The 20,288-nt window shown below is 32.3% G+C and carries 19 protein-coding genes; 12 read left to right on the forward strand and 7 right to left on the reverse strand.

What is annotated here, in order from left to right:
* The first annotated feature begins 425 nt into the window (after positions 1-425).
* The 4 genes from METIG_RS03280 (at position 426) to METIG_RS09405 (ending at position 3,461) form a co-directional block, all read left to right on the forward strand.
* Positions 426-1,589 carry a GMC oxidoreductase gene (locus tag METIG_RS03280; RefSeq protein WP_013798818.1) on the forward strand — a complete coding sequence of 388 codons (1,164 nt, stop codon included), beginning with the start codon at positions 426-428 and terminating at the stop codon, positions 1,587-1,589.
* Positions 1,590-1,866: 277 nt separating this feature from the next.
* Positions 1,867-2,862, forward strand: coding sequence for an endonuclease NucS domain-containing protein (locus tag METIG_RS03285; RefSeq protein WP_216585157.1), 996 nt, complete (start codon positions 1,867-1,869; stop codon positions 2,860-2,862).
* Positions 2,859-3,143 (forward strand): hypothetical protein, encoded by a 285-nt coding sequence (locus METIG_RS03290; RefSeq protein WP_013798820.1) that lies wholly within the window; start codon positions 2,859-2,861, stop codon positions 3,141-3,143. Before METIG_RS03285 ends, METIG_RS03290 begins: the two co-directional genes overlap by 4 nt.
* 144 nt (positions 3,144-3,287) lie before the next feature.
* Positions 3,288-3,461 carry a hypothetical protein gene (locus METIG_RS09405; RefSeq protein ID WP_157209538.1) on the forward strand — a complete coding sequence of 58 codons (174 nt, stop codon included), beginning with the start codon at positions 3,288-3,290 and terminating at the stop codon, positions 3,459-3,461.
* Between the two features lie 66 nt (positions 3,462-3,527).
* On the opposite strand, the gene METIG_RS03295 is transcribed toward METIG_RS09405, so the two are convergent.
* Positions 3,528-4,319, reverse strand: coding sequence for an ABC transporter substrate-binding protein (locus METIG_RS03295; protein ID WP_013798822.1), 792 nt, complete (start codon positions 4,317-4,319; stop codon positions 3,528-3,530).
* 365 nt (positions 4,320-4,684) lie between these two features.
* Between METIG_RS03295 and METIG_RS03300 the strand changes: the two genes are divergently transcribed.
* From METIG_RS03300 to METIG_RS03315, 4 genes are all read left to right on the forward strand, one after another.
* Positions 4,685-5,269, forward strand: a complete 585-nt coding sequence (locus tag METIG_RS03300; protein WP_013798823.1) for a 50S ribosomal protein L15e — start codon at positions 4,685-4,687, stop codon at positions 5,267-5,269.
* A gap of 241 nt (positions 5,270-5,510) precedes the next feature.
* Positions 5,511-6,182, forward strand: a complete 672-nt coding sequence (gene rpsB / locus METIG_RS03305) for a 30S ribosomal protein S2 (protein WP_013798824.1) — start codon at positions 5,511-5,513, stop codon at positions 6,180-6,182.
* 64 nt (positions 6,183-6,246) lie between these two features.
* Positions 6,247-6,864 carry an HVO_0476 family zinc finger protein gene (locus METIG_RS03310; RefSeq protein WP_013798825.1) on the forward strand — a complete coding sequence of 206 codons (618 nt, stop codon included), beginning with the start codon at positions 6,247-6,249 and terminating at the stop codon, positions 6,862-6,864.
* Between the two features lie 20 nt (positions 6,865-6,884).
* Positions 6,885-7,580, forward strand: coding sequence for a 30S ribosomal protein S3ae (locus METIG_RS03315; RefSeq protein WP_013798826.1), 696 nt, complete (start codon positions 6,885-6,887; stop codon positions 7,578-7,580).
* Positions 7,581-7,923: 343 nt separating this feature from the next.
* Here the strand turns inward: METIG_RS03315 and METIG_RS03320 are convergent, their stop codons facing one another.
* From METIG_RS03320 to METIG_RS03345, 6 genes are all read right to left on the reverse strand, one after another.
* Positions 7,924-9,582 carry an ASKHA domain-containing protein gene (locus METIG_RS03320; RefSeq protein WP_048055513.1) on the reverse strand — a complete coding sequence of 553 codons (1,659 nt, stop codon included), beginning with the start codon at positions 9,580-9,582 and terminating at the stop codon, positions 7,924-7,926.
* Positions 9,575-10,519, reverse strand: a complete 945-nt coding sequence (locus tag METIG_RS03325) for a uroporphyrinogen decarboxylase family protein (RefSeq protein ID WP_013798828.1) — start codon at positions 10,517-10,519, stop codon at positions 9,575-9,577. Before METIG_RS03325 ends, METIG_RS03320 begins: the two co-directional genes overlap by 8 nt.
* Positions 10,512-11,315 (reverse strand): uroporphyrinogen decarboxylase family protein, encoded by an 804-nt coding sequence (locus METIG_RS03330; RefSeq protein WP_013798829.1) that lies wholly within the window; start codon positions 11,313-11,315, stop codon positions 10,512-10,514. The genes METIG_RS03325 and METIG_RS03330 overlap by 8 nt, the downstream gene beginning before the upstream one ends.
* A gap of 62 nt (positions 11,316-11,377) precedes the next feature.
* Positions 11,378-12,388 carry a uroporphyrinogen decarboxylase family protein gene (locus tag METIG_RS03335; RefSeq protein WP_013798830.1) on the reverse strand — a complete coding sequence of 337 codons (1,011 nt, stop codon included), beginning with the start codon at positions 12,386-12,388 and terminating at the stop codon, positions 11,378-11,380.
* A gap of 9 nt (positions 12,389-12,397) precedes the next feature.
* Positions 12,398-13,066 carry a corrinoid protein gene (locus tag METIG_RS03340; RefSeq protein WP_013798831.1) on the reverse strand — a complete coding sequence of 223 codons (669 nt, stop codon included), beginning with the start codon at positions 13,064-13,066 and terminating at the stop codon, positions 12,398-12,400.
* An 875-nt stretch (positions 13,067-13,941) separates the two neighbouring features.
* Complete coding sequence (locus METIG_RS03345) at positions 13,942-15,090, reverse strand: pyridoxal-phosphate-dependent aminotransferase family protein (RefSeq protein ID WP_013798832.1); 1,149 nt, start codon at positions 15,088-15,090, stop codon at positions 13,942-13,944.
* Positions 15,091-15,907: 817 nt separating this feature from the next.
* Here METIG_RS03345 and METIG_RS03355 point away from each other — a divergent pair.
* The 4 genes from METIG_RS03355 to METIG_RS03370 all read left to right on the forward strand — a co-directional run bounded on the left by METIG_RS03355 (position 15,908) and on the right by METIG_RS03370 (position 20,278).
* On the forward strand, positions 15,908-17,350 hold the full coding sequence (locus tag METIG_RS03355) for an RtcB family protein (RefSeq protein WP_013798834.1): 1,443 nt from the start codon (positions 15,908-15,910) through the stop codon (positions 17,348-17,350).
* Between the two features lie 362 nt (positions 17,351-17,712).
* Entirely contained in the window at positions 17,713-18,522 is an 810-nt protein-coding gene (locus tag METIG_RS03360; protein WP_013798835.1) for a transketolase, read from the forward strand.
* Between the two features lie 143 nt (positions 18,523-18,665).
* Entirely contained in the window at positions 18,666-19,334 is a 669-nt protein-coding gene (rpe, locus tag METIG_RS03365) for a ribulose-phosphate 3-epimerase (RefSeq protein ID WP_013798836.1), read from the forward strand.
* Complete coding sequence (locus METIG_RS03370; protein ID WP_013798837.1) at positions 19,328-20,278, forward strand: transketolase family protein; 951 nt, start codon at positions 19,328-19,330, stop codon at positions 20,276-20,278. Before rpe ends, METIG_RS03370 begins: the two co-directional genes overlap by 7 nt.
* Positions 20,279-20,288 lie beyond the last annotated feature (10 nt).

The raw sequence follows: 20,288 nt of genomic DNA on the forward strand, positions 1-20,288 counted from the left end.
TTGCAGGGAAGTTGAATAACCGTAGGTTATTCAACTAAATCTTTGATTTCGCCTAATCGAACCGAAGGTTCGAGCAGCGAAAACTCCGCAGGAGTTTTCGCCTAAACTCTTAGCGCACACAACTATAATAAAGCATCAACCAGTAGAAATATAGTCGTGTGCGTTAGAAACTTTTTGGCAAAATCCAAGGGATTTTGCCGTATATCTTTTGGCAAAACCCAAAGGGTTTTGCCGTATAAATTTTTAAGGGTTGTACAAGTTATTCCAAATTTTAATGAAAGATAAAGATTATTTGAAATTTATTAATTGTAAATAACTTTAAAAATTAACGACAAAACCCCAGGGGATTTTGCCGCATATTTTTATGGCAAAACCTCTGGTTTTACCGTATATATTTCGCACACGACTATAGAATGAGGGATATCATGTTTGATTTTGCAATAATAGGTTCTGGAGCAGCAGGAGCTACATTGGCTAAAGAACTATCCACAGACGCAAAAGTTGCCGTTTTAGAAAAAGGAGAACACTATCCGAAATATGTAATAGAAGGGAATTTTGTAGATATTGCCTATTTGAATTCCATTGGGGGTTCAACTGTTTGTGCTGTAGGAAATGCTCTTAGAGTCAAAATAAAGGGAATTAAAATAGAGGATGAAATATATGAAGAAATAGAGAGGGAGTTAAATGTTAAAAGACCACCATACGAATTCTTAAGAGAATATGCAAAGAAATTTTTGAATCTTGGATTTGAGAGAACTCCAAAATATATAAACTTTGATAAATGCAACAAATGTGGAAAATGTGCACATAAACCATGTAACGCAAAATGGACTGCTGCAGAGTTTATAAAAGAATCAAAGGCAGATGTTATTTGTGGTTTTGAAGTGAAAAACATTAGAAAAGAAGGTGATGTTTTTTATATTGATGGAGTTGATAAAAATACAAACTCATTGAGAACCATTAAGGCAAAAAATGTTATTATTTCCGCGGGAGGAATCAATTCCCCAAGAATATTAAGTAAAATTTTGGATAATGAACATATAGGCAAAAATTTGTTTGTAGATACTTTTATTACCGTTGGGGGAATTCTAAAAGATACATATCTAAACAAAGATGTTCAAATGATTGTTTATAAAAAATATAGGGATTTCATATTAGCATCTCACTACTCTGAATTGTTGTATAGTAGGATAAATGAGTATGAAAAAACCCGCAAAGAGGATGTAATTGGAATAATGATTAAAATTAAGGATGAAAATGTCGGGGAAGTTGGAGAAGATTATGTATCAAAGCCAATGACAAAAAAAGACACACAAATACTTTCAGAAGGTGTTGGTGAGGCATCAAAAATACTGCACGAATTTGGCGTAGAAAGAATATACTCAACGATTCCAAGAGGTTCCCATCCTGGAGGAACATGTGCTATTAAAAAAGTTGTTGATGAGAATTTAGAAACAGAGATTGAGGGGTTATATGTTTGTGACGCCTCAGTATTCCCAGAGGCACCAGGAGCTCCACCAATATTAGCGATTATTGGAATAGCTAAAAAATTGGCAAGATATCTAAAAAACGAAAAAATGGGTAATTAAATTACCAAGTAGCATGATTTAAATTAAAATTCTAAAAAACATATAAAAAATTTATATGAATGGTTAGCTAAATGTTATAGTCGCTTGTGAAAGTTTTTCCGTCATAGTTTTTTATCACTACCTTAAAACACTGTATAAAACCATGATTGTGCAACACAACTTATTTAAATTTAATCTACAAAAAGACATCCAAAAGTGCAACATTTAAGGGGATATATATTTCCTAACCTTAAAGGAGCAAGGTTTTATGCACAATATAACAATATTACACACCTTAATGGAGGAATATACCATGGCATATTTCTTAATTTCGGTATCTAACAAGGAGAATCTCAAGTTATGTATGAAGTACAAAATGGCAGGTTTTACCAATAGTGTTAATGGGTTCTGGACGTTTGTAGAAGTTGATGAGGGAGACTATATATCATTTCTTTACGGAGCTCGAGTTTACAATCTTTACAAAGTTATTAAAAAGGTGGTATTAAAAAATGCTAACAAATATGGGCCGTGGTCACCAATAACATTTAAGTCAGGAAATACCTACTATTTTCCATTTAGACTACATTTGCAACTGGTGAGAAAATTTGAAGAGTCAATGGTTCGACAAGAGTTTGCATACGTTGCTGAAAACCTGCTTTTAAGAGGCGGATATCGAAAAACACACTTCCAAGCAGATGAGGTGACATTTTACCAGGTATCTCAAATGGGAGAAAAAGTTAATGATGACTCAAGAGATTTTGAATATTATCCACCAGATGATGTATTTACCCCAAAGATAACTTTCAATAATAAGTTGCAGGTTATTCCTGAGGTCTTCTCTTTTAAAGAACTAATTCTTCAATCGCTTGTTAGAAAATTTTTAAGCAAAAATAGGGACATTTTCTGTAAAATACTGCAAAAGATGGGCATTGATGGTAAACCCCAAGATTTCGAGATTTTAGGAGAAAAAGCATTGCCTGAGGGGCATGTAGATATTTTTATCAAGGAAAAACATCCAAAAGGGACATCCAAAAAGATTGTAATAGAAGTAAAAAGAAATTCAGCCAAAAATGAAGATTTTGAGCAACTCAAAAAGTATATGGATGAATTAGGTAACGAATGTATGGGAGGTATACTAATAGCAAAATCCTTTTCTAAAAGACTTTCAATTCCACAAGAAAATATATTATGTTTAACATACAAATTTGAAAATGTTGGGAGAAACAATTTGTATACTTACGATGAACTTTTAACTAGACTACAATTACAATTTTTAGAACGGTGGAGAAAATGAATAAAAGAAAATTTCTTTTCTTAACTTTTGAAGGATTTACATACTCTCAAAAAGAAAGCATAGCACCAGATGTTGAAAATATTCAAGTTATTGGATATTCAGAGGGCAAAGATGAATACGAAGCATTTAATAATTTTGTTTTAAGAAATTCCTGGATTTTAGATACTGGCTTCAATGAAATTATATGTATTGAAGTTAAACAAGCCATTTCAGAAGGAAAAAGATTTTATTTAGAAGAGTTCCGTAGCTTATCATCACAAAAGCTCCACACTCCCATCTAAAAGCATAAAATAAACAGTTTTAACGTTAGAATATGAAGTATAGAATAGACTTTTAAGTTATTTGAAAAAAGATTTAATAAAAAAATAGCTTACAATTTCAAAGTGTTAAACGACATTAATTCAACTAAATATATATTTAGATTTATGATGGATACTATGGTTGGAATAATGATTAAAATTAAAGATGAAAATGTCGGGGAAGTTGGAGAAGATTATGTATCAAAGCCAATGATAAAAAAAGACACGCAAATATTAGCGATTATTGGAATAGCTAAAAAATTAGCAAAATATCTAAAAAACGAAAAAATGGGTAATTAAATTGCTAAATAGTAAATTAAAATTCCAAAAACATATAAGAAATTTATATGAATGGTTAGCTAAATGTTATTTTTGTGTGAAATTTCCAAACCACTTATTATACAATTTCATATATGTCCCATCTTTTTCCATTTCAAATAATGCTTCATTAATTGCATTAAGAAGGGCTTCATTATTTTTATTTACTGCTATTCCATAGTATTCACTTGTTAATCTACGACCAACTTTTTTGAAGTAAGGTCTTTCTTTTATTACACCATCAACTAAAATTTCATCGTATATTATAGCATCTATCTCTCCATTTTTTAAATCATCAAGCATCTTATCTACATCCCTATATTTAACGATAGTTAGAGGAGCACTTTTTGAAATTGATATTGCCAACTCTTCACATGTTGTACCTTTTATAACCCCAACCTTTTTACCTCTCAAATCAGCATCTCTTTTTATGCGATTATCGTCACTTCTTACAACAATAATTTCTCCTGTTTCAAAGTAAGGCCTTGAAAATGAAACTTCCTGTTTCCTTTTTTGGGTTATACTTATAGCAGATATTGCACAATCAATCTCATTTGCTTTTATTAAAGGCAACAACAAATGAAAATCGTATCTTTTAAATTCTGGTTTCAATCCCAGCCGTCTGGAAATTTCAGTTATTAACTCAACATCAAAACCCGTTAATTTCCCGTCCTTTTCGAATACAAAGGGAGGAACATTATAGTTTACAATCCCAACAGTCAAAACCCCCGGTTTTATTGTCTTAATCTCTCCCTCGTACCCTTCATTTTCGAAACATCCACATGTTACAACAAAGAATAGCAATATTGATAAACATACTAAATACAAATTCCACCTCATCATAACCCCTTGAATATACTTTTAATAAAAATTAAAAAATTACAAAAATCAAAAAATTTGATTAGGTTATTCGATATTATGAAATCATCAAATTTTATTGGTCCTTCTAACATATTCTGTATTCAATATTAAATAAAAATGTTGCTGATATGTGTGTGATTCATACACACAAATGACCGTTAAATTAATATATCAAAACTACACAAAATGAAGTCACTCAGAAAATACAAAAATTTTTACAAAAAATTTTTTGTAAACTAGTAACAGGAGGTCGACCTCCTGTAAGGGTATGTGGCTGAAAGGCCGAACCCATAAACAGAGACGGAAGAAAACACATATAAAGAAAACAGCAAGAGGGATAAGAAATGGGAATTTATAAGTATATTAGGGATGCTTGGAAAAGACCAAAGGATAGTTATGTCAAGCAGTTATTATGGGAAAGAATGCAACAATGGAGAAGAGAGCCAGCAGTTGTAAGAATTGAGAGGCCTACAAGATTAGATAGGGCAAGAAGCTTAGGATACAAACCAAAACAAGGAATTATTGTTGTAAGGGTTAGAGTAAGAAGAGGTGGATTGAGAAAATCAAGACCAACAGGTTCAAAGAAACCTGCAACATTAGGGGTTAACAAAATAACAATGGGTAAGTCCATCCAAAGAATTGCTGAAGAAAGAGCTGCAAGAAAATATCCAAACATGGAAGTCCTCAACTCCTACTGGGTTGGGGAAGACGGTAAATACAAATGGTACGAAGTTATCTTGGTTGACCCACACCACCCAGCAATCAAAGCAGATAAGAACTTGAACTGGATTTGCACAGGAAAACACAAAGGTAGAGTATTCAGAGGTTTAACATCTGCTGGTAAGAAGGGTAGAGGATTGAGAAACAAAGGTAAAGGTGCTGAGAAAGTAAGGCCAAGTATAAAAGCACACGGAAGAAGAGGTAAATAATTGAATAACAATTCCTTTGCTTTAATTAATGGGCATTTATAGATATCCACTAAATATTTTTCATATATAAAATGGTTATAATATTTTGTATGCTCAATTGCGTAAATTTTATATATTATTGAGCATAAACATGTGTTGTCACATGACTTTTGACAATAATTGACTTATTTCTCTGTCATAAAAACCACGTTTTTGGCTTTGTTTTATAAGCCATAAAAACCACTATTTTGGAGGCGTGAAAATGGCGGAAAACAACAACATGTTAGTACCATTAGACACCTATTTAGCGTCAGGTATCCATATTGGAACCCAGCAAAAAACAGAAGACATGAAAAAGTTCATTTACAGAGTTAGATCAGACGGGTTGTACGTTTTAGATGTAAGAAAAACAGACGAAAGATTAAAGTTAGCAGCGAAGTTCTTAGCAAAATATGAACCAGAAGACATATTGGCAGTTTCAAGAAGAATTTACACAATGGGTCCATTAGAAAAATTCGGACAAGTTACAGGAATCAGAACAATTCCAGGAAGGTTTGTCCCAGGAACATTAACAAACCCAGCATACAAAGGGTTCTTAGAACCAGAAGTTTTATTCTTAAGTGATCCAAGAGTCGATAGGCAAGCATTAAAAGAAGCAATTGAAATAGGCATTCCAATCGTTGGTTTATGTGACACAGAGCATTTAACATCATTCATTGACTTCGTAATTCCAACAAACAACAAAGGTAGAAAGGCAGTAGCATTGATATACTACTTAATGGCAAAAGAATACTTGAAGAACAGAGGAGTTATAAGTAGCGATGATGAAGTTTCATTCACATATGAAGAGTTCTTAGAAAGGGCAACAAATGTAAAAGTAAGAATCATCGTCCCACAAGTAAAAGGTAAGAGAAAAAGGAAAAAGAAAAAATAAATAATGGGCAATTGCCCATCCCAAATGTTTTATAAATCTGCCATCCCTACGGAAGTGATGAAAAATGGAACATTTTGAATGCCCTGTTTGTGAGGAATTAACTCCTCACGAAATATTAAAATCAAAAGAATCAAAAAAACATGCTAAATATATTGTCAAATGCTTAGAATGCAACACGATTCATGAAGTGGAATTCAGCGTAAAATTAAAAGATGTTAGTGTGATTATAAGTAGATACGATGAATCCGAGAGAAAAATAATCCAATTACCAATGGGTGAAGTTGTTAAAGTTGGTGAAGAATTAGAAGTTGATGGGGAAAGAATTGAAGTTACTACAATAGACACCGATGATGGCAAAAGAGTTTCCTCATCAAAAGTTGACGATATCAAAACAATATGGGCAAAATCCTTAGATATCCCAAAAAAATTAGGTATTTCAATAAATGACGGAAGAAGAACATACTCTGTATATATCTTTGTTCCAATGGATTACGTATTTGAAGTGGGTAATGTATATAGGATTAATAATGGGTTTTTTAGGGTTAAGTTAATAAAAGCCGAAAAAGGACATGTCAAAAGAGATGTTGCTAAAAACATAAAAAGAGTATATGCGGACTTAATAAAACCTACAAGAAGATATATCGACTTGACTGAATACCTCCCAGACATTGAAGAAGAATAAATGTATCTGAGGTGTATAACATGGCAAAAATGAAAGCAAGAACTGTCAAAGGAAGAAAGGCAAAAGATACATGGAAAACTAAGGTATGGTACAACATCTACACAGCTCAGGAATTTGGTGGGGTTTTAATTGGACAAACACCAGCAAGCGATCCATCATTAGTCATTGGTAGAGTTGCAGAGGTAAGTTTGAGGGACTTAACAAACGACCCAACAAAACACATGATTAGAGTTTACTTCAAAATATATGGAGTTAGTGGAACAAACGCTGTCTCCCAATTCGTTGGGCATGACACAACAAGAGAATACTTAAAATCACAAATTAGAAGAAGAAGAAGTAAAATTGATGCTATCGTTGATGTCAGAACAAAAGATGGATACAAGATCAGAGTCAAAGCAATAACATTAACAGCAGTAAGAGCAAGAGCAAGACAAAAAACAGCGATTAGAAAGAAAATGATGGAAATTATAAAAGCAATGTCAGAAGAGAAAACATTCCCAGAATATGTTCAAGCAATGTTAATGGGAGAAATGGCAAACAGAATCCACGAAGAATGTAAGAAAATCTTCCCATTGAAGAGTGTCATGATATACAAATCAGAGGTTTTAGAGTTCGGTAAAAAAGAAAATGAAGGATTTGTAGAAGAAGCAAAAGAAGAAGAGCAAAAAGAAGAAGTAAAAGAAGAACAAAAAGAAGTTGTTGAAGCTGCAGAATAAGTTAAATCCTTTTATTTTAATTTTATTCAAAAATCTATACCACCCCCCATTGGTTTTTACAAATTCAATTTAATCAATTAATGTCTTTTTTAAAATAAAAATTAGCTAAAAATCTAAAAGTCCAATACATAAATGGGTTTTTATTTTATGCATTATCTTTATGCATTTTTTATCCTTTAAACTTGCAGTCTTTTATGCTTAATAATTTTATAAAATTTACAAATTTACAATAGTATAAATTATTAAATCATTTATTATTTTGCCAAACCAGTATTAGAAGAAAAATATTAGAAGAAAAAATTTTTGATGTAAAAATGGGGTTATCTGTGAGGATAAAGTAGCCTTATTTTGAAAACCTAAGGGCAGATATAAATTCAGTCTCAAAATTGCTATGACTACTCAACTCTATATATTTTGTATTTTTAGCCAATTCATTAGCTTCATTTCTAATTTTTTCAGAAAGTAAAGCCATTATTGCACCTCTTCCTGCAGCATTATCTATATGGATTATATTATTTAGATCAGGTAGAAGACCTATAGTCTTAGCATTTTTAACATCTATATGACAACCAAATGCTCCTGTAATATAAACTTTTGATATATCCTCAATGTCAATGCCGTACTCATGACATAAGATTTTAATACCCGCAAATATTGCTCCTTTTGCAAGCTGCACTTCTCTAATATCTCCCTGAGAGAAATAAATAGTATCATCAATAAAAAACTTATTATCTCTTAGATTTTTATGCTCTCCAACAAACCTTCCAGTTTTATCAACTATTCCAGATCTTAAAAGTTCAGCCATAATATCTATTATTCCTGATCCACAAATACCTATTGGAGGTTTCTTATTACCTATGGTCTCATAATATACACAATCTTCATTTATCTTTACCTTACATATTGCTCCTTCTTTAGCATTGGTCCCATGTTCAATATTAACCCCTTCAAATGCTGGACCTGCTGCACATGAACAAGTTAATAACTTCTCCTTATTTCCCAATACAATTTCTCCATTTGTACCTATGTCTATAAGAAGACTTATTTCATTTTTCTTATGCATTTCTGTAGATAATATTGCCCCAACAGTATCTGCACCAACAAATCCTCCTATTATTGGTAATGTGTAAACATCTGCATTTTTTAGATCCAACCCCACCATCTTTGCAGGCATATATAATGAATTTTTAAAGGTTGGGACATATGGATATGTTGCAAGATTTTTTGGAAGTATTCCACAAAAAAGGTGTATCATGGCAGTATTACCCACAACAGTAACTTCATAGATATTATCCATTTTTATATTATTTTTAGAACACAGTTTTGATATGGCATTATTTAGTTCTGTTATAAGCACTTTTTGCAGTAAATCTCCGTTATTATATGCTATCCTTGAAATTACATCTGCTCCAAATTGTCTTTGAGGATTTAAAAAGGAAATTGTATCTACAACTACACCATTACACATATCAACAAGATAAACTACCACAGATGTGGTCCCAATATCGATTGAAAGACCATATATCCCTGAAAAATCTTTTTCTACATTAACAACATTATTATTTTTTAATATTAGATTTACTTTATCTGATAAATTCATAGAGTTAAGTTTAACTATTGCTTTTAAGGTTAAATTATAGTTAGATGATTCCGATACTGTTGTGCTAATTTTTTTTATGTTGATGTCTGGGATTATTGAGGGAGATGAATATCCGCTAATGCTTTTACAAACCACTCCTTCAAAATTAGGGATTTTTACCACCACATCTCCATAAACTCTTGCAATACATGCCAATGCATAGTTACCATCTACAATGCTGATTTCTTCAATATTTTCTAAACCTTCTTCTATTAAAACCTTACATTTACCACACTTTCCAGTTCCACAAGGGGCATCAAGATATATTCCAGCATTTATTGCTCCTTCAAGTATTGTGGTACCTTTATCAACAACCACTGACTTTTTTGTTCCATCTTCCATGATATAAGTAATTTTACACATCATAACACCTTCCATAACGTACTAATGTTTTCAAATTTTCTTTTGGAGTACCTACGGGAATACTACATCCTGTAGATAATATGTAATCTCCAGTTTTAGATTCCATACATTTCTTTACTTCCGTTTTTACCCAATCTACATTGGAATGATACATCATTGAAGGATTAATATTTCCAAAAACAATTAAATCATTAAAAACTTCAAAAGCTTTGGAAATTTCCAAGTTATCATCAAAACTTATAACTTTTGAACCCGTTTTTTTAATATCATCCAATATTGGGTTTATGTCCCCACACATGTGCAATATTGGAAAATCGCATAATTTTAATACTTTTTTTACAGGTTTAAAAGCAAATTCTCTATAAAATTCGGGACTAATAAGTGATGATGATGCTACTGCATCTACCACAAAAGGGTATGCTATATCTTTTATATCTTCTATCACAATCTTAGAAATTTCTGTAGTTTTTTTAATCAAATCCTTAGCAAATTTTTTATTTTTTATTAAGTCTATCATGAATCTATCTATACCTCTTATAATTGCTGCAAGAGTAAATGGAGCACTTACACTTACAAATACAGTGTTATTTTTTGAGTTACAGTATTCAATCGCTTTTCTATATTCTGAAACTCTTCCACTATTTAAATTAATTGTTAAACTATCTATGTCAAAGTTTTCATTCATTTTTCCGTATTCCTTATATATACAGCTCCAACTGTACAACCCCATAGCTTCTACTTCAACATATATATCTGAAGATAGATGTATTATATCATAACCAAAATATTCTTTTGCCTTACAAAGTGCTTTACCAAAAATTTCCCCATTTCTACAAAAATAATGTTTTTTCCCACATCCATAAAGTTTTGCAATATAACATCCGCCCATAGGAGCTATTAAAGTTCTATTTTTCACTTCCTCTTCAATATCAATCATAATCTACCCTCGAATTAATTAATTTTATAATGTTTTTTTCTGGCGTATTGGGAAGTAACTCACAACCTGTTGATAGTATGTGCTGTTTTTTTCTATTTTTCAAAATGTAATGTATTTGACTATCTATATTCCCATTTAGCATATCTTTAGGTTTTACATTACCCATTAATACACAATCAAGGGTTCCTACAACATTTAAACTATCTTCAAAACTTAGAACATCAATATCTAAATTTTTTAATTGTTCAATAATTGGAGATAACTCTCCACAAATATGTAAAAATGTAGGAATTCCAAATGATTTTATAAATTTAAATATTTTCTTTAAATACGGTATTCCAAATTCTTTATACATCTTAGGTCCAATAAATGGGGCAGTAGGGTCTCCTAAGAATGGAATCCCATCATTTTCAATAATTGTTCTAATATTATCTTTAAGAAATTCTACATAATTATAAATTTTTGAATGAATTTCTTCTTTTTTTAAATAAAGATTTACCATAAAATTATCATCAGTTGCAGATAGGTAAGATATTGGACAATTTAGAGAGACTGTGATATATGTATCCTTTATTTTCCTTCTTAGTATCTTTAAAGCTTGAATTTCTAAGTATGTATTTTCATGTATAATTGTTATTAAATCTGGTCTATATTTTTTATATAGTTCCAAATAGAAATTGGCCAAATTTTTACTATCCTTTATATGACGGTTTAAAAAAATTGGACTGGCTATAAATGTAGAGGGAACATTACCTCCCCCTGAAAGAACACTGTCTATTCTTTCTTTTGGTGTCATAAAAACACACCATAAAAAATGTTTAGGTATTAATTATTTCAAAATTAACTATTTGGAATTAACTATTGGACTTCTCCATAAAGTTCTGCAGCCTCAACTATGGCCTTTACATTTTCTTCTTTAGATGCTAAGGGTATTTCACATCCTGATGCAAGGATATATCCTTTTGGATTATCTGAAGCATATTCTATTGCTTTTTTACATTCATTGAGAACATCTTCTTTGCTTCCAAGATATATGGTGCTTCCAGGATCTATATTTCCAATTATTCCTACATTTTTACCTACTTTCTCCTTCATTTCTTTTAAATTGACATTTGCATCAACACTTAAGAAATCTGCGCCAGTTTTAACCATAAGCTCAAGAATTGGATTTACATCTCCACAAATGTGTAATATTGCAGGCAATCCGCGCTTGTGTATTTCTTTCACAATTTCTTTACAAGGATTTAATGCAAACTCTTCATAAAATTTTGGACTTATTAAAGAACCAGATGCTATTGGATCACAAATTAATGGAATGGCCCCTCTATCCATGCATGCATTTATAAATAATTTTGAAGCCTCTGTTGCTAACTTTATCTCCTCTTTAATTACATCTGGATTCATCACTAAATCCATCATCATACTTTCTGTTCCATGAAGATTTCCTGCTATTGTAAATGGCCCTGGAACACACATTCCTATAAATACTTCATTTCCTATTTTTTCTACAAGATATTCAATACATTTTAAAAATTCTGGCATTCTTCCATCTTTTTCTGGATCAGGAATAGATATTTCTTCTAAGGATACATGTTTTTTAACTATTGGAACATCATTATCAAAATATTCCAATTCACAGCCCATAGCTTCAGCTTCTATACATAAATCTGTTAATATAGTTACTAAATCTGGATTCATCTTTTTATATGTGTATTCTATGGCTTTTGCTAATTTAATTCCATCTCTTGCAATTTCACTTACTTTATATCCTGATATTTTCCCTGCAAAATTTCCAATAAGTGGAACTGCTGGTATTCTGTCAATTCCACTTCCAGTAATTACTCCTAAAAGTCTTTCTTTTGGAATCATATTTTCACCTTATTGTTTTATGTTTTTTCCTTTTCTTTTTTTATAGAGTTCTTTAGCTACTTTTAAGGCCTCATTAGCATTGTCTGTGTATGCATCTGCACCAATTTCTTTTGCAAATGCAGAAGATACTGGGCCCCCACCTATCATCACTATAAATTTGTCCCTAACTCCTCTTTCTTTCAAAACGTCAATAACCTTTTTCATATTGTACATTGTTGTGGTCATCATTGTGGACATTACAATTATATCCGCATTAATCTCTATGGCATAATCAACAAATTTTTCACATGGCACATTTCTACCTAAATCATGAACTTCAAAACCTCCAGCTTCTAACATCATTGCCACAATATTTTTACCAATTTCATGAATATCTCCTTCAACAACTCCTATCACAACCTTAGCTGGAATATCATCTTTATCCAATTTCACATGTGGTTTTAGAACATCTATTGCTTTATTCATTACATTTGAAGCTATTAATACTTCAGGAACAAAATATTCCTTTTTTTCATACTTGTCTCCTACAATTTTCATCCCTTTACACAATCCATCCATTATTGCTATATGTGCAGGAATACCTGCTTTTAGTGCTTCATTTGCGGCTTTTAACGCCCTATTTTCATCTAAATTTACAACAGATTCTGAAAGTTCATTTAAAATATCTGTACTCACCATATCACCATATTAGATTTTTTAATATATATTATAATTTTACTAATGGTTCTTTAATTATTTTTATTCTTTAAATAATTTTCGATATTGCCATTATTGCGATCTAACTATTAAATATTATTATATTTAAATATATGGTATAAATAATAAAATATTTATAAAAACAGAGTGTTGAATAGATAAAATACCAAGCATGTCTATCCACGTTCAAACTAAAATAATTTAAAAAAAGACAAACCTTAGTTATATTGAGAAAGTTGAGATTCTTAGGAAAGAAAGGATTAACAGATACTGGAAAGACATTAGCTGAGGATTATAATAAATTCACAAACTGAGGGTGGTGCATAATTAAAAAATTTAAATATGGTGAGTCAAAAATAGAATACAAAAAGTGATAAAAATCGAATGGTGAATGCCCATGGACGCCGTTAAGATAGTTATAACTTCGATAGATAAATATCTTACTGATAAATCGGAGATTTAAAATTAACAGCGTGGCAGGATTATGGTGTTATACTTAAAACTGGACATAATCCAAGAAGATTGGGTAGAGATAAAAAGAAAAAAATGGATAAAAAGTTTGCAGAGATGAGAGAACGAATAGAGCAGTTAAATTCGATAATAAAAACCAGATTATGAATAGATTTTGGACGAATATAAAAGGTTTTAAGAAAAATACGTTTTCTGTATGTTATCGGTTGTAACCGCACAGATATTAGCTATTTACAACCTAAAAACTCATGGTTACCCATTAATAAGGATTAAAGATGTTAGGGCATAAATTTAGATGTATCAATTATGCACCACACTCAATAAATTATACTAAAAATAAAAAATAAAAATTTTAGCGAGGAAGATATATAAAGTTAAATTAGAAGTTACTCCATTAATATCTCTTTTGCTGCTTCTACTCCACTACCTTCTACTTTTACACCTAAATCCTTAAGTGCCATTTCAATAGCTCCCAATGTTGCTAAGATGTGGACTTCTTTAGCAGTTCCCATATGTCCAATTCTGAATATCTTTCCAGATAAGTGTGCCTGTCCTCCTGCTATAACTACATTGTATTTCTTTGATAACAAGCCCCTAAACTCCTTATCTTCAACACCTTCTGGTAAGTACGCTGAGGTAACAGTTACTGACCTTGCTCTTTCTTTTGCAAACAATTCAATACCCATTGCCTCTAAACCAGCCCTTGTAGCTCTTGCCAATTTTTCATGTCTCTTGAATCTGTTTTCTAATCCTTCCTCCAAAACCAAATCCAATGCAACATTTAATGCATATATTAATGAAACTGCTGGTGTGTATGGAGTTTGTTTTTTCTCATCGTATCTCTTTTTGTATTCTCTAAGGTCTAAGTAAAGTGATTTCTTCTCAGTTTTTTCAATAACTTCCCATGCTTTTTCACTTACAGTTATTGCACTCAATCCTGGAGGAGCAGCAAGACATTTTTGTGAACCAGTCACACAAATATCAATGTTGAATTTATCAACATCAACATAGTCTCCTCCCAATGATGAGACAGTATCAACAATATACAATGCATCGTAATCCTTAACTATCTTACCAATTTCTTCTATTGGGTTTTTGACTCCTGTTGAAGTTTCATTGTGAACAACTGTAACTGCCTTAATATCATCATGCTTATCTAAAAGCTCTTTAACTGCCTCAGGCTCTGCTATGTCTCCCCATTCGTTCTCCAACTTAATGCTTTCTCCTTTGTGTGCTAAGGTTATTTTTGCAAACCTTTCACCAAAGTTTCCATTTACAATGTTCAATACTTTATCTCCTTTGTCAATAACGTTCAAAATAGCCATGTCCATTGCCGCTGTTCCTGAACCAGTTATTATGTATGTGTCGTTTTTTGTTTGGAAGACTTTTTTCATTTTTTCTGTTGTATCTACAAGCAATTCTCCAAATTCAGCGGTTCTGTGCCCAATAATTGGTAATGCCATTGCATTTAAAACCTCTGCAGGAACCATTGTAGGCCCTGGAATCATCAAGAGTTTGTCTGTGTTTATTTTCATAATGCATCCTCCATGATGTTTTTTGATTTGTTGTTGTAACATAAAATCAATTCCAATTTTAGGCACCAAAAATATATAATTTACTATCAAACATTTCAAAAAATTTAAATACACAAGTTTTAATTGATTTTAAATATTTGTTATTACAAAAATTACAATTATTAACATGGAAATAGGGGTGATATGGGCATAATATCCTACTTAGTCAAGATAGTCATCCTTTCATCTATAGGAATTGTTGTTGCGGGGATTATAGAGGAGACAAATTTACTAAGTAAAATCAAAAAATAACAAACCACTTAATGACAAAACTTTTAAAATTGACTAAGGAATATCTGATTCAGTATTCTTAATTTGCCAGGTGAAACAATAGTTGTCTTAATTACAAATTTTGCATATTTATTTGCTGGATATGCCACTGTTGCATTTTAATGAAAAATGAAGCGTTAAATGAAAAGCAGGCACTAATAACTCTACTAATTGGAAACATTATTGGGGTAAGATGATATACATAAAACCATTGGAACCTATGTTGCATTGTTTGGTAGGTTTGGGTTAAAATTGGCGATGATAAATTACATGACTAGCACTATGATTAAAATCTTTTTAATATTCATGGTGACTATTTTCTTGTGATCAATTGTTATGAATTGAATATCACGTATTGAATATATATTTTAATACTGCAATAAGCTTATATAGTCCAACTACCATATAATCCCTTTTGCAAAGAACTATCAACAATTTTGGAATATTATGGGTTAATCATCACTATTATCAAATTTATTCAAAATTAACTCAATTTTATGGTGAGATTATGAAAGAGTATTTAAAAAAGGTATCTGATACGATATATGAACTACCAATGGATTATAAAGAATGTATGAAAGTGCCAGGAAGAGTATTTTTAAGCGAGATTTTACTTGAAAGTTTAGAGGATGATGTTCTCGAGCAAATAGCAAACGTTGCATGCCTTCCAGGTATTCAAAAGTATTCTTTGGCTATGCCAGATTGTCATTATGGATATGGTTTCTGTATTGGAGGGGTTGCAGCTTTTGATGTAAAAGGGGGAGTCATAAGCCCTGGAGGAGTTGGTTTTGATATAAACTGTGGAGTTAGGCTAATAAGAACAAATTTAACAAAAGAAGAAGTTAAACCAAAAATAAGAGAACTTGTAAGTGAGATATTCAAAAATGTCCCATCTGGATTGGGAAGTAAGGGAAAAATAAGAATCACCAAAAATGAGATTGATGACGTTTTGGAAGAGGGAGCAAAGTGGGCAATAAATGAAGGATATGGTTGGGATGAGGATATAAAGTTCCTTGAAGAACATGGGTGTATGAGGGATGCTGATGCTTCCCTTGTTTCAGATAGTGCAAAGAAAAGAGGTCTACCTCAACTTGGTTCATTAGGTAGTGGAAACCACTTTTTGGAGATTCAGTATGTGGACAAGGTGTTTGATGAGGAAACAGCGGAGGTTTTTGGGATTGAAGAAAACCAGGTAGTAGTTATGGTTCACACGGGTTCAAGGGGTTTGGGACATCAAATTTGTGCTGATTACATAAGGGTCATGGAAAAAGCTGCAAAAAAATATGGCATAAAACTCCCAGATAGACAGTTGGCATGTGCTCCAATAGAGTCAGAGGAGGGTATTGAATATTATAAAGCGATGTGCTGTGGGGCAAACTATGCATGGGCAAATAGGCAAATGATTACTCACTGGGTAAGGGAAAGCTTTGAAAAGGTATTTAAAACATCTGCAGAGGATTTGGAGATGAATATTATATATGACGTTGCCCACAACATAGCAAAGATAGAGGAGCATGTAATAGATGGAAAAACAAAAAAGGTCGTTGTTCATAGGAAGGGAGCTACAAGGGCATTTGGTCCTGGAAGTGAATTAATTCCAAAAGAATACAGAAAAGTTGGACAACCAGTTATCATTCCAGGGGATATGGGAACTGCATCGTATCTAATGCATGGAACTGAAAAGGCTATGGAAGAGACCTTTGGTTCAACAGCACATGGAGCAGGGAGAACATTAAGTAGGGCAAAAGCCTTGAAATTGTGGAAGGGTAAAGAAATTAAGGCAAAACTTGAAAAAGAGGGAATTATTGTTATGGCAGATTCTAAGGCCGTTATCGCAGAGGAATGTCCAGAGGCATACAAAAGCATTGATTTAGTTGCGGATGTTTGTCACAAATCAGGAATTTCATTGAAAGTTAGTAGAATGAAGCCGATGGGAGTAGTTAAAGGATAATTTAACCTAACTTTTTTCTTAATTTTATAATTGGTGGTATTTTCTCTTAAATTCAACATTTATATTATGCCGTTTGCGGTTGAAATGGCTAAAATTAAGCGTAAGTTTTCAAATAAGGTCTGTTTACGCCCTTAATCCCATTTTGAAGTTTTCAACTATTTATAACGCAAACGACTATAGGCAATCAAAAAGTTTATTAGTATGTTGCATGTAAAGGTTGAGTACCTATAGTGAGAATATTTTTCATGAGTATTTAAATTAACAAATATTTGGCAATTATCATTCTTGTCATCATTATTTTCTTTTATAAACACTTATTTTGAGATTTAAAAAATTTAAAAATCCTCTATAAAGGTGATGATATGGAAATTGAAGAATTGAAAAAGATAGCAAAGAGAGTTAGATACAATATTGTAAAAATGGTTGGTTTAGCAAAATCTGGACACCCAGGAGGTTCATTATCATCAACAGAAATTATTGTTGCTTTATATTTCAAAATAATGAAACACGATCCAAAAAATCCAAAAATGAAGGATAGAGATAGATTTGTTTTGAGTAAAGGACACTCATGTCCAGCATTGTATGCGGTCTTGGCTGAATGTGGTTACTTTGATAAAGAAGAACTTTGGAAGTTGAGAAAATTAGATGGACTATTACAAGGGCACCCATCCATAGATATTCCTGGAATAGAGATGAGCACAGGGTCATTAGGGCAGGGATTCTCTGCGGCAGTTGGAATGGCACTGGGATGTAAGTTGGATAAATTGAATAATTATGTTTATGTGTTGTTGGGAGATGGAGAATGCCAAGAAGGTCAAGTTTGGGAGGCAGCGATGGCAGCAGCTCACTACAAATTAGATAACCTTATTGGATTTGTAGACAGAAACATGCTCCAAATTGATGGTTGTACAGAGGACGTTATGTCATTAGGGGACTTAAAGGAGAAATTTAAAGCATTTGGGTGGGATGTTTTTGAGATAGATGGACATGACTTTGAGCAAATAATAAACACTGTTGAAAAAGCAAAGAAAATGAAAAACAGAAAGCCAAAAATGATTATTGCATACACAACAAAAGGTAAGGGAGTTTCATTCATGGAGGATAATGTAGGATTCCACGGTAAAGCTCCAAATGAAGAGCAGTTAGAAATTGCATTAAAAGAGTTAGAATAAAGCCCACAAGTCCAAAATTTAAAATTTAAATTTAATTTATATTTGAAATTATTAAAATTAATAAAATAAGTTGAAATTTATAATAAAACTTAAATGAAAATCTGCACCTAACAAATCCAATTTTATTTTATTTTGGTGATAGAATGGTAATGATTGGAGCATCAATCCTCTCAGCAGATTTTGGGTATTTGGCAGAGGAAGTTAAAAAAGCAGAAGAGGCAGGTGTAGATTTTATACATGTTGATATAATGGATGGACATTTTGTTCCAAATTTAAGCATAGGTATTGGAATTGCAAAATATGTTAGAGACATAACAAAGCTTCCCGTTGATGTTCATTTAATGGTGGAAAATCCTGAAATGTTCATTGAGAAGTTTGAAGGCATTGATATGATAACATTCCATATAGAAACCTGTAAGTTCCCATTTAGGTTAATAAATATAATAAAAAACCACGGTGCAAAGCCAATAGTTGCATTAAATCCATCAACTCCACTTGATACAATTGAATATATCTTAGGAGAAGTTTATGCCGTCTTAGTTATGACCGTTGAGCCAGGATTCTCTGGACAGAAGTTCATAAGACCAATGGTTAAAAAGATAGACAATTTAAAGCATAAAATATCAAAGGAAGGTTATGACACAAAGATATTTGTGGATGGTGGGATTAACACAGAGACAGCATCACTTGCAGTAAATGCTGGGGCAGATGCACTCATTGCAGCATCGGCAATTTATGGAAAAGATGATGTTAGAAAGGCGGTTGAAGAATTAAAAAAAGCAGCAACAATAACGGCGGTGAAACCATGGTAAAGTTAAGTGGAATTAAAAAAGGTATGAGAAATGGTTATGGAGAAACACTAATAGAACTTGGAGAGAAATATGAAAATTTGGTTGTTTTAGATGCTGACTTGTCTGGTTCAACAAAAACAGCAATGTTTGCTAAGAAATTCCCAGAGCGATTTTTCAATGCAGGGATTGCTGAACAAAACATGATTGGAATGGCAGCTGGATTGGCTACAACTGGAAAAATTGTGTTTGCTTCAACATTCGCAATGTTCGCTACTGGTAGAGCATGGGAACAAATTAGAAATTCTGTTGCATATCCAAGATTAAATGTTAAGATTGTTGCAACTCACAGCGGAATTACCGTTGGGGAAGATGGAGCAACACACCAAATGACTGAAGATATAGCAATAATGAGGGCAATTCCAAATATGGTTGTTATCGCCCCATCTGACTACTACCACACAAAAAATATCATAAGATGGTGTGCTGAATACGATGGGCCAGTTTATGTGAGAATGCCAAGGAGCGATACGGAAATTATTTATGAGAGTGAGGAGGAAGCGGAATTTGAAGTAGGTAAAGCAAAAACATTGATTGATGGGGATGACTTAACAATAATTGCTACTGGAGAAGAGGTTCCAGAGGCATTAAGAGCAGCGGAAATATTGAAGGAGAATGGCATATCTGCTGAAGTCGTAGAGATGGCAACAATTAAACCAATAGATGAAGATGCAATTAAAAAAGCAAAGGACTTCATCGTTTCAATGGAAGACCACAGTATTATTGGTGGATTAGGTGGGGCTATTGCAGAGGTTATAGCAACAAATGGGTTAAACAAAAGGTTGTTAAGAATAGGTATCAATGATGAATTTGGAAAATCCGGAAAAGCGGAAGAGTTGTTGAAGTATTATGGTTTAGATGGGGAAAGTGTAGCAAAAAGAATTATGAAAGAACTCAAAAAGGAATAAAAATAAATAA

The sequence above is a fragment of the Methanotorris igneus Kol 5 genome (assembly GCF_000214415.1).
Taxonomy (GTDB): domain Archaea; phylum AGJL01; class Methanococci; order Methanococcales; family Methanococcaceae; genus Methanotorris; species Methanotorris igneus.